Below are 17,393 nucleotides of genomic sequence, written 5' to 3'. Positions count from 1 at the left end.
CAATTAAGTTCCCTTCTTAATTTCCTATATAAAGTTACTGATAAAAAACGATTGTAACACATTTTGCGACTTATATTACGTCATTGTTTGACTATTTTCATAATTCATTTCAGTATTCAGAATTAAAACTTCTAAATACTTAAATTATGTCATTCTAAAAAAGTTAGACACATTATTAGTATATAGTAGCCGACTAATACTCAATCACTAAAAACAGAATAGTAATTATTCTATACCAATCATTATCAGACTTTTAAAAACAGAACATAAAAACCTTCGAATCTATTGATATCACTACATTGTAAACAATAATATTTTCTGCTAAACCCTTAGTTCTTACAATATTTTTTCATTATTTTGTGAACTTTCTTGAACCTTAATATAATAAGCCTTTTCGCTAGTACAATGATTGCAAAAATTCAACTTAAGTTAAATAATGACGTATTGCTTACAGTCATAAAAATGGTTAAGCATACTGATGATTATATCGTAGAAAACGTAACTGACGCTCTCCTTATAAGCATCAAAGAAGATTTAATCAACAAGTTAGAAGATAAGGCTAAAAACATACAGAAACAGGTATCTATACTAGACCACAATAGAAAGCATTCTTTGGTTCTAAAATATCATGAAGCATATTCACTATATAAGCTTTTAGATGCAGTATACGCTAAAGAATTATTCAGCGAGGACTTACATATCAAAAAGATTAAACGATTAATTACAGAGCTTAATAATAAGTTAGACATCTTTGCGAAAGAAGAGGATATTACGATAGTTGACGAAGAACTATTACAAGATGATGTGCTAACAGAAGAACAAACTGAAAACAAACCAGGAAAAACACTTGTACTAGAAGAGGTAGAAAATACTCCAACTAAAACAGATCAGATAGAGATGCCTATACTATTTGACTTTAGTGAAGCTTTTGCTGGTGAACAAGAAGAAGAGACTGTTACTCCAAATACAACAGAAGAAGCAAGCCCTGTACTAGAACTAGAAATTAAAGAACTAGAACTTACAGCAGCTCCAATTATAGAGGAGAATAACAATATTGAGGAAACTATTCTAGAAGAAGTAGAACTTACTACAACTCCTACTATTGAAGGAAACAACGATATAAAAGAAACTATTCTAGAAGAAATAGTAACAGAACAAGAAGAGGATATTACTTCTATAGAACATATAAAGGAACTTTCTATTGAAGAAACAATCTTCGCTACAACTGAAGAAACAGAACTACAAAGTGAAATAACTTCTAAAGAAGTTTTTCCTACTCAAGAAACAATCTATGATACAGAGAGTGACTTGTTCATGTCTTCTATGCCAGAAGCACTACCTAAGCTTGACTGGGAAAGAATCACAACTGAGGATCGCATAGAATCAGAAGAGCCTACAAGTACGAAAGAAAAAGTAGCCTTTAGCAATCCAAAGTATAATGAGTTATTTAATATTGCAAAAACAGGTATTAATGTAGATGCAGATGACTTAGTAGTAAAACCTGAGAATGAAGAGTCTTTAAAAGAAGAAGAACCTGCTCACTACGGTAAAACTGAGATCGAGGTTACTCAAGCTAAAGATGTAATGCAAATAGAAATATTTGACTTAGAAACTGTAGAAGCAGAACAAGCAGAGACTAAACCTAAGAAAGAAAAGAAAAAAGAGAAGAAGTCATCTACTACTGAACAAATTGGACAGATTAGTTTATTCTAACCATATAAAAAAAGCCCGAACTTTATAAATATAAGGTTCGGGCTTTGTGTTTTATTTAATTATGCTAAAGCAGCATCTACTTCTTTTCTATAATTGCTATTATTATTACGTTGATCAAAGCGATCTGCATAATCATATGCAGTCTCTTTAAAGTAACTAAACAATTCAGACAACTGATACACTCCTGATTCTTGATAATAAGGCAACAGTGGAGATAAGTTCAACTCTACCTGTCCTTCTCCTTTCATAATCGGAGCCATATACTTAGCAAAGTTATAAATATGGATATCCTCTGCTCCTATCTGCCATTCAGCTATACGAGAGAAGAAGTCCCATAATTCTGGATGATTAACCTTATACATATACGCTACTAACAACCCCATAGAGTACCCTACTGAACTATCATATTGATCATGTGCGTGATATTCATCTAAAGCTTTATCAAAGTAAATAGACGCTCTCTCATCACCTGCTTCATGAAGTTTGTATGCGAAACTACAGAACGTTTGGAAAGGCATAGAATAACAAGTCAACTTCTTATTAATCAAATCTTGTGCTTTAATCAATGACTCATCTATATGTCCTAAGTCTAATAAAGTCTCTACTTTAGTATCTAATTCACATGCAGGACAATTAGCCATATCATCTAATATCTCAGCATCTGCAAGCTCTATATACTCCTGTGCTAGTTTATAGTCTCTCAAGTGTAATGCATACCCTGTCATCACGTTGTAATACGCTCTATCACTATATCCATTCTTTTTTAGGCGTTGTCTCAGATCATTACCAATTCCTTTGATTTGATCAAGCGATAGTGAAGCATTGCGGTAAGCAGAACAGAACATCCACTTATACTCCCACAAGAACTCTGACTCATCAAAATAATCTTCATTAGAATCACTAGCATTTAATATCCACGCAAAAGCAGGGAAACTCTCCTCACACTTAGATGTATTTCTTTCCTTTTGAATTAACGTCAATCTCAAGTCAAATCCCCAATCAAGATCGTTGTGTTTATCAGCAAGAGCAATAGCCTCTTTCAATGCTTTTACCTTATCGCTAAAACTAGGTAATTCTTCTACCTTTAATAAGATTTTCTGTATTTCTAGATTATAATTCATAGCTATAATTTTAGTCCATTCATTACTTTTAATTCTCTGTATTCATTTGAGCAAAAGTCACTGCCATTGCGCTTGTCAAAGCGAAGACCTAACTGAGTAGCTACCTCATCAAAATAATGATATAGCTTATTCAAATCATACATTCCATTTGCTTCATAGTAAGATACTCTCGGTGACAACTTTAATTCTTTCGTTCCTCCTTGAGAGCAAATCATTGCGGCATGTCTTGTCAACATAAAGTGCAAATCATCTTCCGCTCCTATTTCCCAATCAGCGATACGTTCAAAGATATCCCACATCATTTCATCTTCTAATAAATACATTGCATATAATAGACGAGTCATACTGTATAACATCGAACTATTAACTTCTCTTAATGTCTCAAAAGAAGCTTTAGCTTTATCCAAATAGATCTGAGCACGTTTATCTTTAGTCTTGGCCATACAGTAAGCCATAGCACAGTAAGTCTCAAAAGGCAAAGCAAAGTTCGTTAGCTTTTTAAGTTCTACCTGCTCCATCAGCATTATAGCCTCATCGAAGCGTTCCATAAGAACTAAATTCTCTATTCGGTAATCATACTCCATTATCTCTACATTCTCTTCATCAAAAGGCTCCTGCATAGCTAACTTGATATATTCCTCCCCCTTTCTATAGTCTCCTAAATTCTGAACATACTCAGCCATCGTAAAGTAATACCCTCTTTTGGTAATCTGATTTCTATCTAATCGAAGATAAAGATCATCCGCTACAGCTTGTATTTGCTCTGTAGATAAAGAAGCATTGCTATAAGCCGAGCAAAGCATCCACTCATATTCTAATAAAAAGTCTGCCTCGTGAAACTGATCTGGGTATTGATCACAGACATTCAGTATCCAAGCAAAAGCCATTACACTCTCACTACAGCTAGAAGTAGCACGTTCTTCGTGGATAAGACTATATCTCATCTCGACTCCCCACTCTAAATCATTGTGTTTATCTGCAATCTGTATCCCTTGACGAATCAGACGCATACATAATTCTGCGTCTTCTATATTATCATCTATTTCTAATAACAGCTTTTGTATTTCTAATCGATACATCATCTAATTAAAACTTTGGTAAGAAATTAGACATCCCTAATATCATAAACTGGTATAGAGCATCGTTAAATGTATCCATCTCTTTCTTATTAATCGTATACCCCCCTAGCATTAAAGCTTGAACATATACAACATTAATCAATGCTTCGAATAACTCTTCATCATCTATCAGCATCACCTTCTCTACTAGTTCACTCTGTTGATTAAAACACAGTGTAGGCATTACCTCTTCTTTCTTCTTGAAATGTTGTAATGTACTAGCAAATGGATTAGCCGTTTGTGATAAACTCTGAATATTCTTAGAAGTTAAAGCATCTTCATTTGCAATATAGATAGCAGTAGTATCCTTAGGCTCGAAGCGCTTTACCTCAGCCTTACAGAAGTGTCTCTTTAATATCTTATTTGCTTTCTCTATAAACTCTTCTATGCGCTTAGTATCATCGATAGCATCCTCAAACTCTTCTAAAATATCATTAGGAGCAATGCGTTCTAACGTCAACTCTGTATGAGATCTTTTAATCTTTTCGATTAAATCAGTCTCATAACTATAAGCAGCATTAATCACTAACTTATTTTGAGAACCTGCGATACGACGTATCTGTCTATAATCATCTAATGATGGAGTATAGTAAATATTTTTATATGTTTCTTTAATCTCGCCAAAAGACATTAACCCCTGATTAGTTTCAAAAGGCAAATAGTCTTCAAACATGGTCATTATCTCATTATCAGATGCCGCCAATGCTTTAATAAACATGTGGTGAATACTAATAATCTTCTCTAATACCTCAGGATTAGTAATCGATAACGTCTTTAAATACTCTTTAAAACAGTCACTCAACTCCTTCTTAGCTTCCTGTAATGTCGAATTATTCATTAGAGACTCACGAGATGCCGTTGGCTGTAATCCATTAGAATTTATAATACATCGAACAAAAGAAGTCCACTCAGGCAACAAATTAGTAGCCTGATCACATAGGTACATCTTCTTTAAGAATATCTTGTGCTCCTTAGTTGCGGTAGTATTTACTTTATTTGGAATAATATAAGCGACTCCTTGTATTTCGCCAGCTTCTGAATAAAGTCTAAACACATCTAAGAAACGAGTCTTAAATACCTCTTTACCATACTGTAATAACTGTTCCTTAGAACTATCATTATCTAACCATACAGGATTACCATCTAAGAACTGCTCTACTTCACCATTCTCTATCAAGTTTACCTCAATTGGTAATGCACTACCATAGAACAACACATTCTGCTTTACCTCTTCGCGTTTAAATAGGCTACGCCAAGCCTTTTTTGCATCTAGTATAACCTTAGTACCAACCTGATCTAACAGTGGTATCATCTCTACTTCGTATGTTCCATCAGCCTTACCTGTCCATCTTACAGACTCCTCTTTATACAGTGATCGAGACTCCACCACAATAGCTTCACTCACTACTAAACAAGACAACAAACCAATACCAAACTTACCGATTAAGTCCTTATCAGCTAATTCTCCACGTTTAGAACTTTGTCCGATTACAGATAAGAATTGATGAACATCATCTTGGGTTAGACCTACACCATTATCCTGAAAGATTAGACGATCCCCTTCAAAGGTGATGTCTATCTTTCCTTTAAAACTCTCATCGATTCCTTTTCGAACCGTGACAGCATCCATTCCATTTTGTAGAAGTTCTCTGACAAAAACTGTTGGAGAGCTATAAATGTGCTCTGACAACAGTTCTATCATACCCTTCATATTCACTTGAAACTGAAATTGTTTCTGATTTTCCATTATCTTCTTCTTTTACGAGGACCTCCTACTATCTTCTGTGCATCTTCATTCCCATTCTCAGCAGCCTGTTGATACCATTGCATAGCCGAATCATCACTCTGTGGAACACCTTCTCCTTTTAAGTAACAGTTCGCTAACTCATATTGAGCCATATCAAATCCAGCCTCAGCAGCTTGGATTAAGTAGCTTACACCATATTCAGCATCTTTCTCTGCTCCATCACCTTTCACTAACATTAGACCTACATAACTAGCAGCATCCATATTACCTCTATCTGCTACTTGTTTTAAGTAGAAGAATGCCTCTACTAAATCTCTATCTGTACCATTACCATAGAAATAGCACAGACCTAAACGGAAGATAGCCGAGTCATACTGTCTATCTGCAGCTAATTTATAATAATGGAATGCTTTAGTTTCATCTGCTTCTACTCCCAATCCAAATTGGTAACAGATACCAAGTCCTTCAGAAATATAGTTTCTCTCCTCAGCAGCCATATAGTATTCTAGAGCCTTATCATACTCCTTCTCTTCACCATATCCATATAAATAATAATCTCCTAGAGATAACATCCCTAGAGGAGAACCATTCTCTACTGACTTCTCAAACCATTCTTTACCTAGCTCAACATCAGTCTCAGCTAAATATCCATAAGAGTAATAAACTCCTACTTTATACTGTGCATAACTAAACCCTGCTTCTGCACCTTTAATCATATATTCAAAAGCCTTCTCATAATCAGGCTCACCTCCATCTACACCTTCCTCGTAGAACAATGCGATATCAACATTAGCATCCACAAATCCAAGCTCTAATGCTTTATTGAACAATTCCATAGACTTGCGTTCATTCTGTTCTCCACCAGTACCGTATCTATAGAAACGAGCTAAATGATATACCCCTTCAGCCATATCTTGACTAGCTGCAAGTTCCATTAGCTCTCTAGCTTTCTCATAATCAGGTTCGCCTAATGCACCGTCCTCATGCATAAATCCTAAGCGAATAGCAGCATAAGTGTACCCTTCTTCTAAAGCCTCTTCATATAGGCGAGCAGCCTCATTTATATCTTGTTCTATTCCCTCTCCTCTTTCTAACAGCATAGCCATCTCCACCTTACAGTAGTTAGAATTATAGTATTCTATCCCTTTTTGGTAATAACCGATAGCTTTCTCTAAATTAGGTTCTCCAGCATACCCAAAACGTTGGTAACGTCCAGCTAACTCTATTCCTGATAAGTTATTGCGCTCAGCTGCTAATTCAAACATATATAATGCTTGCTCATAATCAGACTCTTCTTCAAACTCTGCATTCTGATACCCCAATCCTAAACGATAAGGAGCATAATCATTACCAGCAGCCATAGAACGTTCTAATAAAGCTTTTGCCTCTACTACATTGCGTTCTACTTCTTCGAAATCAAGTAATACAAATCCCTTCTCTGACATTGCTTTATCATAATCATACTCAACACCTCTATCTAATAAAGCCATCCCTTTAGTGATATCCTTGTACTCAGCATTGTATAAATAAATAATAGCTAATTCTAATGTCGCCTCACCAGAATAATAAGCAATAGCTTTATTAAACATCGCTATACCCATTTCTTTATTTGGCTCTAATCCCTCTGTACGTGGATAGAAATAAGAATATCCTAATATAAATCCAGCATGTGTAATACCATAGTCAAAAGCTTCTGCTAACAGCTCTCTACCTTGCTCCTCTGTATATCCCAATTCAGCGAATCGCCCATTACATGCCATCAACCCTAATAGATATTTACAGTAAGCACTTGTATTAGCGATACCATCCTTAAGTACCGACTCTGCCATAGCATTATCATCCTCTCTTAGATAATAATCAGCTAAGATGTATAACCCACGTTTTTTATTGTTGATTAAGTCGTCATATTTTTCTAATACTGCCTTTCCTTCTTCAGCTGAACCACAATTTCTAAATTCTATATTTAATAAGAACAACTGAGCAATATTATCTTTTCTACCACCTACAGCAGATTTGATTAATTCAACTGCCCCATCTTGATCTAATTCAAAGCCTTGTGTTCCATAATATTTAGCATATCCAACATAACATTTACACAAGTCGTCTCCTAAAGCTATCCCTTCTCTTAAGCAGTTAGCAGCTTTCTCTTCATCTCTGTACCCGTATCTTGAATTGATAAATAATTCGTATTGATAAGCATACGCAGGAGCATACCCTCTACCTATAAACAAATCATTAAGTGCTTTTACATCTTTAAACCAATTCTCATAGCTATCCTCCTCTAAATTCATACTACTGTGAATACAGTTCGAATCTTCATTTAGCTGATCGTATAATTGTTCTAATATTCCGTTGTATTTATCTGTCTGTACCCCTAACGTACATAAAGCATGAGCTCTGTACCACTGTTGAGGATCTTTATAATCATTTTTATTTAAACACTCTTGTATAGCCGTTTCTATTGACACCCCAGCATTAGATAACTCTCCTACATAATTTAAATACTCCTTATTAAACTCTTTCATAATTATATTTTTTCAATCTTACTTTTTAGTTTCGAATAAACACAAATGTAGGGAAATGGCAATTAATCCTATTGGTAATAAATTCCTAATTCCATTACAGACCTCTTACATTCGGTTAATTAAAATACTACCAATATTCCAAAAAAACACGCTTTTTACTTAAAAATAACACAAAAACAAGAAAAAAGAAACATTAAAAAAATTTACTCGCATTTAGCACATAAACTCACAACGCTAAACACGCATATTGTAGTACCTTCAAGGCTTAGACTCCTACAATCAAAAAGTTACTACAAGAATAAGTAATACAAATGAACCAAAAAACACCACTTATTTTTTAGCACATCAGTCTTTTTTACAACCAAGAAACAGTTCATTTACTCAAATCACACAACTACATAGCCTGAAGATGCTATAGGAACAACTACTCTATCACAAAGTATAGAAAAGAGAATAAACAACCTTAGCTCTCAGTTCTAAGCTAATGATTACTTGTAATTAAAGTTTTAAATAACTCGCATTCACTCTCGATGAAGAAATAAGAGAGGCCAATAGTCCTAACACAGCTATTGAAGCGAATACTAATAGAATATTTACCCAGCTAAATTCTACTGGATAAGCAAGACCTTCGCGAATAGATATAAACCCAAAAGCAATCTGTAGCGATACCACGATAGCACCTAATGCAAGGCCTATCAAACTACCTACTAAACAAATAATCAACCCCTGAAACAAAAATATCTTGCGCAAGTCTCTCACAGGCACACCTATTTGGTTAAGTGTTTTGATATTTGGTTGTTTCTCTAAGATAATCATAATCATCGCTCCTACTAATGTAAACAGAGCCATGATCACTACTAATACAAATATCAAATAAACAACTAGGTTCTCCATATTTAGCATACGGTATAACCCATCGTTTAGCTGTGTTTTATTTTTGACGATGTACTGATCCCCCAGTACTTCATTTATTTTTTGAGTAGCCTTACCTTCTGACACACCATCAGCTAATGCAAACTCAAGATTAGTAACCTCATTAACAGGTATATTTAGTAATTCACGTGCATTATCTATATCTACGAACACGTACTTATTATCTAAGTCATCATTACCCAATACATATACCCCAGTAGGCCACAGGTGTTTTTTAATGAATGCTTCTTCAGGATTCTCTATAGTTCCTTTACCAGGTTTAAGAGCCACCGCCTCGAAGACATTCTCAGTATCAAATAGCCCCATAGACAGCAAGTATGACATACCTACCCCTACTACAGCCTCGTCCGTATCAGGTTCTAACCAGTTTCCATACTCTACTTTTTCGTCAAAGTCATTAACATTCGTAAAGTCCGAATCCACACCCTTTATGGTTGATACAGCCTGTTTATCTTTAAAAGTAAACAATAGGCGATCCTCCACCACCTTAGCTACACCTTTAAAATAACCAGATTCTTCTAAATCTAAGATCTGTCTATCCTTGACTACAAAGCTTTTACCCTTAGGGGTAAAAACTTTTAAATCTGGATCCAAATCATCAACAAAAGAAAGACTATATTGTTTTAATCCACTAAATACCGATAATACGATAAACATAGCCATAGCACTCACCACAATACCCACAGAGGCTATTGCAGTAATAACATTAATCGCCTTGCTTTTACTTTTGCTAAAAGCATAACGTTTGGCTATGTATAGTGAAAACTTCAATCTATTTTTTCTTTCTCTTTTCTAATAAATCTGGATTAGCGATAGGGTTCTCTTCCCTTGTCAACGCTTTATCGATTTGATCAATGTACTCTAAACTATCATCCACATAGAATAATAAATCAGGCACCTTTCTCATTTGGTGTTTTACTCTTTGAGAAAGCTCGTGTTTGATCAACGGAGCATTAGATTTAATACCTTTTAATAACTCTTCACCTTTATCTATTGGGAATATACTTAAGTACACTCTCGCTACTGATAAATCACTAGTGATATTCACTTTAGAAACCGAAATAACCAAGTTAGTTATCCCGTTCTTACGCACCTCTCCTTGCAAGATATCCACGATATCTTTTTGCAATAGGGCTCCCATCTTCTTTTGTCTATTAGTTTCCATGATGCAAAAATACAATTTTTTGAATAGCAAACTTTTTTATCTTTGTTTATATAACCCAAAACACTAAGAAATGCGAAAAATAGAACACATCGGAATAGCTGTAAAAGACCTAGAAGCGTCTAATAACTTATTCGAAAAACTATTCGGTGCTCCAGCATATAAAGAAGAAGCAGTAGAAAGTGAAGGAGTAAAAACTTCTTTCTTTATGAATGGCCCTAATAAAATAGAATTATTAGAAGCTACTAACCCTGATAGTCCTATTGCTAAATTCATCGAAAAGAAAGGAGAAGGCATCCATCATATCGCTTTTGACGTAGAAGATATCGAAGCAGAGATGAAAAGATTAGCTGCTGAAGGATTTATCTTATTAAACGACAAACCTAAAAAAGGAGCTGATAATAAATTAGTTGCATTCTTACACCCTAAAACAACCAATGGGGTACTGATAGAATTGTGTCAAGAAATTAAATAATTTCTATTAAAACGCTTGCATAAGTCAATAAAACACCCTAATATTGCACCCGTTAAACACGTTTTAACTGGTCCTATAACTCAGCTGGTTAGAGTAGCTGACTCATAATCAGCAAGTCCCTGGTTCGAGCCCAGGTGGGACCACCACGAAATTTTTCGCTCAAAATGAGCGGTCCTATAACTCAGTTGGTTAGAGTAACTGACTCATAATCAGTAAGTCCCTGGTTCGAGCCCAGGTGGGACCACTAAAATTTCAGAGAAGCATCTATTGTAAAATAGGTGCTTTTTTTTTGCCCTTTTTTCACCTTTTTTTTCATCAGTACAACAAAAGTACAACAATTTGTTTTACCCTATAAAGATAGTAAAGTTTTCATTTTCTTGCAGTTAGTTATATTTTTAGTACTTTTATTACTAACCAACAACAAGACACTATGAATACTATTATTGAAACTCCGTTTTTTTTCTTTCACCAGAAGCTTGAAAAGCTAAGCTCTGTAACTCTTTCCAAGAAGTTCACTTACATAATTGCCGCATTATTACCAATAATATCCCTGGTAACATCCACTTTTCAATTACCATATTTTTATAGTATATCTAAATGGTACATCCTTTTGCCTTTAACAGCATTGATTTACTCTATATTATTATTAAGTGCTGCAATTAATTTTGACAAAGGGCAGAACATATTTTTAATCAGTCACCTAAGTTTGATATATAAAGAATCTTTTAAATCATTTAAAAATTCTAAAGAGTATCTACTAATATCTCCTTCTAAAAAAACAATTACAATTAATATCACTACTCCTTCTAAAGAGAAACAGGAGCAAAAGAATGACAATGTATTTGTTTTTAGCACAGCACATCAGGCTATCATTAAAGAAACTTTGTATGAATTAAAGAAAGAAGTTATTAATGATGACACAACAATGGAAGATTTTAAAAGAGTTATAGAATCTTGTATTAGTAAAAAAACAGATAATCCTGATTCTTCTATTAAGTTAGAACTTCAGTCTCAACATTGTGCCATGTTCTTAGAAGCTTTCTTTATACCATTTGTACATTTATTTACTTTACACAAAACCACACTTAAAGAAAGTTGTCGCTACTTTAAATATGCAACTGTAGAAAATTATTCAGCTATAAACTATGATTCAATAAATAAAAAGGGCAGAAAGTTAATTACAAATGCTCATAAAGAAACTTATGCTAAAATCTTAGAAAATGTAAAAAGTCAGTTATCTAAAAAACTGACCTAAGACTAAAATTAAATGTCAGTTAACTGACAAACAACCATTTCAAGTAGCTTCATTGCAATAGTTTAGCGTCATAATTCAAAAAACATTTATTATGACAACGCTAAAAATCATTCAAGAGCTTAACGAGATCAAGCTAATGATTACTAAAGGTAATCAGTTTCAAAAAGAAATCTTTACTATTAAAGATTTGATGGCTTATACTGGCTTTTCAGACAGTACTATTCATAAGTTAACTTCTAAAAACTTAATCCCTCATCACAAACCTACCAATGGCACCTTATTCTTTGACCGCCTTGAGATAGTTGAGTGGATTAAACAATATAGAGTCTTTACCGACCAAGAAGTTCTATCACAATTTTCAAAACAGTTAAAAAAATAAAAGCATTGATAGCCCTACTATCAATGCTTAAATAACTATTTCTATAACAAAAGAAAACAGTAGTAAATATAACTACTTCTTTCTGAAAATTTTTTGATATGAATACAACTGCAACAGAATATATTCGAATAGGAACAGAGTACTATGCGATAAGAAAGAAGAACGTCAACGGTAAAGAAATCATTGTTGAACGTAAACTGTGGAGAAAGTCTGAAATCATCACTGACTTTGGAAAGGATATCATCAAAGAGTTACCTAAATTCTTTGGTTATAAATGTGAACCTAATCACATTCATTACACTCATTTTATAGGAGATTACTTTAATTCCTACTCTCCTATTCTATATAACATTGACACTACTTCTGAACTTTCATTAAATTCACTTAAAGAACAGATACCTATTACTTATTATTTTCTACAACACATCTTTGGAAATCAATATCTACTTGCAATAGATTATTTTAAAATTCTATTATTCTATCCAGAACAAATATTGCCAATTATAGTGCTTGTATCTAGGAATCGTGAAACAGGAAAAACCACATTTTTAAATTGGATAAAAGAAATCTTTGATAAAAATGCTGTTTTTGTAAAGGCAAATGCATTTACAGAAAAATTCAATAGTGAGATGGATAGTAAACTTCTCTTATTAATAGAAGAAGTAAAATCTGAGAACAAAGATATTGTTGAAGCAATCAAATACATTTCAACGGCTATGTATCAATCAATTGAATACAAAGGCCAAGAAAAAGTTGAGCAGAAGTCTTTTCTTAAGATTATCATGACAAGTAATCACGAGCATAATTTTCTAAAGATAGATAAAGAAGAAACAAGGTTTTGGGTTATTAAAGTCCCTCCGATAAGAAAGAGATCTACTGAATTTTTCACCAAACTCATTCAGGAGATTCCTATTTTCTTAAACTATCTCTATAGAGTTCCTTTCACGACTGAAAAGAAAACCCGAATGTGGTTTACTCCAGAGACTCTACACACAGAAGCCTTACATAAACTAAAACACGATGTAGATCTTCAAAACAAAAACCTGGTGCTTGATATACTTGATATTATTTTCAATGAATTTGATATGGATCAAATAGACACCACTCCTTCTGATATTAATGCTCTTCTGAATTATTATAACAGAGGTCATAATATCACAATGAGAGAGATACAAACAATACTTGAAAACATAGCTTTAGTTAGATCAACTAACTCAAATAATTATGAACGAGTCAAGATAGAGGATAGTACTTTAAAACGGACTATTCACAAGGGTAAATATTACAGGATTTCAAAAGAAACACTTTTAAATCAGATGACAGATGAAATAAATAACTAATAAACTATTTACCAATAACTTAAGTATTAATAAATCATAAACTGATTGTCATCTACGATTCATCTGCGCTCATCTAAAGAAAGTAATTCACTATTAGTACAATTATGATCAGATGATCAGATGACAACTAAATGACATACAGATATTACTTTAAACACTATAAATCAATAACATACAATTAAACAACCCAAATTATGAATATTCAAGAAGCAAAAAACATATCGATTATTTCTATTTTAGATAGCCTTGGTATAAAACCAACTAAAATCAATGATAAACAAGCCTGGTACCATTCTCCTTTTAGAGCAGAAAACACTCCATCGTTTAGTGTTAGTGTAACTAAAAATGTATTCTATGACTTTGGTGATAGTACATATAAAGGAAATGTAATTGACTTTGTAATGCTATATTACAAATGTGATATAAAAGAAGCTCTAAAAATCTTAGCAAACAATTCTTTTTCTGTTCACCAGCAACTTTTTAATCCACAGGTTAATCAAGATGAGAAAGATTATGAGATTACAGCAATTAAACCTCTGAGAAATAAATACCTTATATATTACATCAAGCAAAGAGGCTTATGCATTAAAACAACTCAAAGGTATTGTAAGGAAATACATTATATCCTTAAAGATAAAGCTTATTATGCAATAGGCTTTCAAAATGAACTTGATGGAGTAGAACTCAGAAATAAATATGTTCAAATGTGCTTTGGCTCCAAGTATCCTACCTATATAAATAATGATTCATCCACTGTATTTTTATTTGAAGCCTTTATCGACTTTTTATCCTTTATAACTCTTAAACCTAATTTAGAACATAGGTTTGATTACATCATTTTAAACTCCGTTAACACTTTAGAAAATACCCTTATTCAATCCACGAACAAGTTTCTATACAAAACCTTAGACAATTCAGAAACATTTGAATCTAAATATAAAACCATAGTTGCTTGTTTTGACAATGATACTGCTGGAGATAAAGCCACTGAGAAATTAATTGCAGCATTTCCATTAATTACAAAAGATGCAAGAGTTAGATATAAAGATTACAAGGATGTCAATGATTATTTACTGAGTATTAACCGCGATAAACTGACGTGAGAATCATCGAGATGTGTCTTTGTCCTTACAAATTGAAAATTTGAACCGGAACAAAGACCACTCGTTTTTCTCCCGAAGGTCGCAAAATTGGTAAGACGATGAAAAGAGAACACAAGATAGAATTTAGAGTTACCCTTACTGAATCTCTGCTTATAAAAAACAAAGCAAAGAAAATTGGTTGTAGCGTTTCTGAATATTTACGAAGTACTGCCCTGGGATATTCTGTAAGTTATAAACTAACTCAAGATGAAATTGAAACTTACAAACTACTAAACAAATTTGCTGATAACTTTAGAAGAATAGGTAACCTTTTTAAACTTGGAGATACCACTAAGGTAAAAGAATCCACCATTGAAACAGCAAACTTAATTAGAGCTCACCTTGAAAAACTAAAGTAATATGATAGCTAAAGCAAAAACATGTATTGGAGGAGCAGCACTTTTTAATTATGTAATCAATCCAAATAAAGGCTATGAACTTGCTAGAAACAATCTTTCGGGGGAAACTCCGAAAGATATGTATCAAACCATGCAGATTCTACAAAATCAAAACACTCGCTGTAAAAACAATACAATCTCCGTTGTTATATCTCCTACTATTGAAGATAGTAGAAAAATGACAGACCAAGATTTAGAAAGTCTCGTAAAAGATTTTTTAGTTGGTTTAAAATTAGATCCCAAAGGCGCGCAATACATCGCTTACTTACATACTGAAAAAGAGCACAAACACATTCACATTTTGATTAACCGTATTGATGAGAATGGAAAAGCACTAAAAGATAACTATATCGGATTTCAAGCACAGAGTATCGCTCACGAAATAGCCCTAAAATACAATTGGACTTCAATAAGACAAGAAAATATAAATAGAAAAGAGCTTTTAAAAACTAATCAGAAACAGACAGCTGAAATAATAAAAAAGGCTCATTATTTTGTTTTAAAAGAGCGTCCTAAAAACTTAGATCAGTACATCAATATGATGCTAGCACATCAAATAGAAGTAAAACCAACTGTAAACAAACAAGGTAATATTCAAGGCTATAGATTTATTCATTTACCAACCAACACGAACCTAAAAGCAAGTGAGGTTGATCGGAATTTAAAACTGAATGAACTCTTTGAAAATAACATACCAAAACCAAATAATGATTTATTTCATACTGTATTATATAAAGACCAAGACAAACAAATCTGTTTTGAAAATTGGAATACAAATACAGTTAGTCTATTTAGTTTTTTAAACGCTTATGGAAATTACTATGAGGATTATATGCCTGATATAACTAAAAAGAAAAAACGAAAACAAACACAAACATTAAATCTTTAACTATGGCAAAGAAACAACCTACACTCACAGAACTCACTGAGTTACTATTTCAGCAGGTAGTTCACTTGCAAGAAAAACTCAAGCAAAATATTACTCTGCAAACTCAGCTTTCAAACAGGATAAATAATATTGAAGTAAAAGTAAATGTGTCTGAATTACACAAAATTGAGTCAAATAATAGACAAAGATTACAAGATGATTTCACTGCATTTCAGTCCACACTTTATGATACTAAAGAAGACCTTTTAAAAGTATATAGGGCTATTAGTCATAAGAAGATGTTCTACATCATAGCCCTTAATATTTTTCTTTTACTCACAAGTGGTTTATCAATTTACGTTGCGATTAAAAAATCAATTCATTACTCTGATTATAATCAGTTAATAGAAAATAATAAGAAATCGAATCTTGAATTAATGTATCTGAATCAGTTCTTTAAAGAGAATCCAAAGAACTTTGAGGTATATAAAAAGTGGAAAATCTCTTCTGAAAATAACACAAAAAAGCCTTTATAGTACATTGATTTTTAGTTTTATTTTTTATTAATAATTACACAAAGTTAGGCAATGCCTCGCGGTTCGCTAGCAAGAAAACCCCCATAAATGCTTGACTAAAGTCTTCGCTTTATTGCGCCCGTTTCTTGCGCTTGCTAAGCCATTACCAACTGTGGCTCCATAATTAATTTAAAAATTTAATATTATGGAAACTACAGTTTTAAACAAAGATTGGCTTATCGCTTCAGAAGTAGAATTAATTTACAAATCAAAAGTAAAGGCTTCACAGAGACCTCAAATTACATCTTCTTATAGTGCATATCAAATAGCATTAAAGGCTTGGGATGGTAATAAGATTGAATTGTTAGAACAGTTTAAAGTTCTTATGCTTTCAAACAACAATAAAGTACTTGGAGTATTAGAAGCTTCAACGGGAGGTATAACCGCAACAATAGTAGATTTAAGAATTATTTTCTCAGCTTTACTAAAGGCTAATGCTACAGCTTTTATAATTATTCACAATCATCCATCTGGAAAGTTAGATCCAAGTGATGCTGATAGACAAATTACAAGAAAAATAAAAGAAGCAAGTAAGATACTTGATATTACTCTTTTAGATCACTTAATTATAACCGAAGAGAGTTACTACTCCTTTGCAGACGAAGGCACCTTATAGGTGTCTTTGTTTTTTTATATATTCTT

General features: G+C 33.1%; 16 protein-coding genes and 2 tRNA genes. 12 read left to right on the top strand and 6 right to left on the bottom strand.

Going from position 1 to position 17,393, the window contains the following annotated elements; translation table 11 throughout:
- Positions 1-405: 405 nt before the first annotated feature.
- Positions 406-1,713 (top strand): hypothetical protein, encoded by a 1,308-nt coding sequence (locus BMX53_RS06360; RefSeq protein ID WP_074745178.1) that lies wholly within the window; start codon positions 406-408, stop codon positions 1,711-1,713.
- A 59-nt stretch (positions 1,714-1,772) separates the two neighbouring features.
- Here the strand turns inward: BMX53_RS06360 and BMX53_RS06355 are convergent, their stop codons facing one another.
- The 6 genes from BMX53_RS06355 to rbfA form a co-directional block, all read right to left on the bottom strand.
- A complete protein-coding gene (locus BMX53_RS06355) occupies positions 1,773-2,834 on the bottom strand; it encodes a hypothetical protein (RefSeq protein WP_074745176.1) in 1,062 nt (353 codons plus the stop codon).
- A 2-nt stretch (positions 2,835-2,836) separates the two neighbouring features.
- Positions 2,837-3,916, bottom strand: a complete 1,080-nt coding sequence (locus BMX53_RS06350) for a hypothetical protein (RefSeq protein WP_074745174.1) — start codon at positions 3,914-3,916, stop codon at positions 2,837-2,839.
- Positions 3,917-3,920: 4 nt separating this feature from the next.
- Entirely contained in the window at positions 3,921-5,699 is a 1,779-nt protein-coding gene (locus BMX53_RS06345) for an HSP90 family protein (RefSeq protein ID WP_074745172.1), read from the bottom strand.
- Positions 5,699-8,224, bottom strand: coding sequence for a tetratricopeptide repeat protein (locus BMX53_RS06340; RefSeq protein WP_074745170.1), 2,526 nt, complete (start codon positions 8,222-8,224; stop codon positions 5,699-5,701). Before BMX53_RS06340 ends, BMX53_RS06345 begins: the two co-directional genes overlap by 1 nt.
- 498 nt (positions 8,225-8,722) lie before the next feature.
- Positions 8,723-9,928 carry an ABC transporter permease gene (locus BMX53_RS06335; RefSeq protein WP_074745168.1) on the bottom strand — a complete coding sequence of 402 codons (1,206 nt, stop codon included), beginning with the start codon at positions 9,926-9,928 and terminating at the stop codon, positions 8,723-8,725.
- Between the two features lies 1 nt (position 9,929).
- Complete coding sequence (gene rbfA, locus BMX53_RS06330) at positions 9,930-10,322, bottom strand: 30S ribosome-binding factor RbfA (RefSeq protein ID WP_038986091.1); 393 nt, start codon at positions 10,320-10,322, stop codon at positions 9,930-9,932.
- Positions 10,323-10,392: 70 nt separating this feature from the next.
- On the opposite strand from rbfA, the gene mce reads away from it, so the two are divergent.
- The 11 genes from mce to BMX53_RS06275 all read left to right on the top strand — a co-directional run bounded on the left by mce (position 10,393) and on the right by BMX53_RS06275 (position 17,367).
- Entirely contained in the window at positions 10,393-10,794 is a 402-nt protein-coding gene (gene mce, locus BMX53_RS06325; RefSeq protein WP_038986093.1) for a methylmalonyl-CoA epimerase, read from the top strand.
- A 69-nt stretch (positions 10,795-10,863) separates the two neighbouring features.
- Positions 10,864-10,940 (top strand) — tRNA-Ile (locus BMX53_RS06320).
- Between the two features lie 24 nt (positions 10,941-10,964).
- Positions 10,965-11,038: transfer RNA gene (locus BMX53_RS06315), tRNA-Ile, on the top strand.
- Positions 11,039-11,224: 186 nt separating this feature from the next.
- Positions 11,225-12,049 (top strand): hypothetical protein, encoded by an 825-nt coding sequence (locus tag BMX53_RS06310; protein WP_074745166.1) that lies wholly within the window; start codon positions 11,225-11,227, stop codon positions 12,047-12,049.
- A gap of 91 nt (positions 12,050-12,140) precedes the next feature.
- Positions 12,141-12,428 carry a helix-turn-helix transcriptional regulator gene (locus BMX53_RS06305; protein ID WP_006260546.1) on the top strand — a complete coding sequence of 96 codons (288 nt, stop codon included), beginning with the start codon at positions 12,141-12,143 and terminating at the stop codon, positions 12,426-12,428.
- 98 nt (positions 12,429-12,526) lie between these two features.
- A complete protein-coding gene (locus BMX53_RS06300; protein ID WP_006260545.1) occupies positions 12,527-13,768 on the top strand; it encodes a primase-helicase family protein in 1,242 nt (413 codons plus the stop codon).
- A 194-nt stretch (positions 13,769-13,962) separates the two neighbouring features.
- Positions 13,963-14,871 (top strand): toprim domain-containing protein, encoded by a 909-nt coding sequence (locus BMX53_RS06295; protein WP_074745165.1) that lies wholly within the window; start codon positions 13,963-13,965, stop codon positions 14,869-14,871.
- Between the two features lie 98 nt (positions 14,872-14,969).
- Positions 14,970-15,269: a plasmid mobilization protein gene (locus BMX53_RS06290; protein ID WP_006257449.1), complete on the top strand. Its 300-nt coding sequence runs from the start codon at positions 14,970-14,972 to the stop codon at positions 15,267-15,269.
- Position 15,270: 1 nt separating this feature from the next.
- Positions 15,271-16,197 (top strand): relaxase/mobilization nuclease domain-containing protein, encoded by a 927-nt coding sequence (locus tag BMX53_RS06285; protein WP_074745163.1) that lies wholly within the window; start codon positions 15,271-15,273, stop codon positions 16,195-16,197.
- A gap of 2 nt (positions 16,198-16,199) precedes the next feature.
- Positions 16,200-16,712, top strand: a complete 513-nt coding sequence (locus BMX53_RS06280; RefSeq protein WP_006260541.1) for a hypothetical protein — start codon at positions 16,200-16,202, stop codon at positions 16,710-16,712.
- Between the two features lie 184 nt (positions 16,713-16,896).
- Positions 16,897-17,367: a JAB domain-containing protein gene (locus BMX53_RS06275; protein WP_063176823.1), complete on the top strand. Its 471-nt coding sequence runs from the start codon at positions 16,897-16,899 to the stop codon at positions 17,365-17,367.
- Positions 17,368-17,393: the final 26 nt, after the last annotated feature.

It is taken from the genome of Myroides marinus (genome assembly GCF_900109075.1).
Lineage (GTDB): Bacteria > Bacteroidota > Bacteroidia > Flavobacteriales > Flavobacteriaceae > Flavobacterium > Flavobacterium marinum_A.
This window is presented reverse-complemented; position numbering and strand designations above follow the sequence as displayed.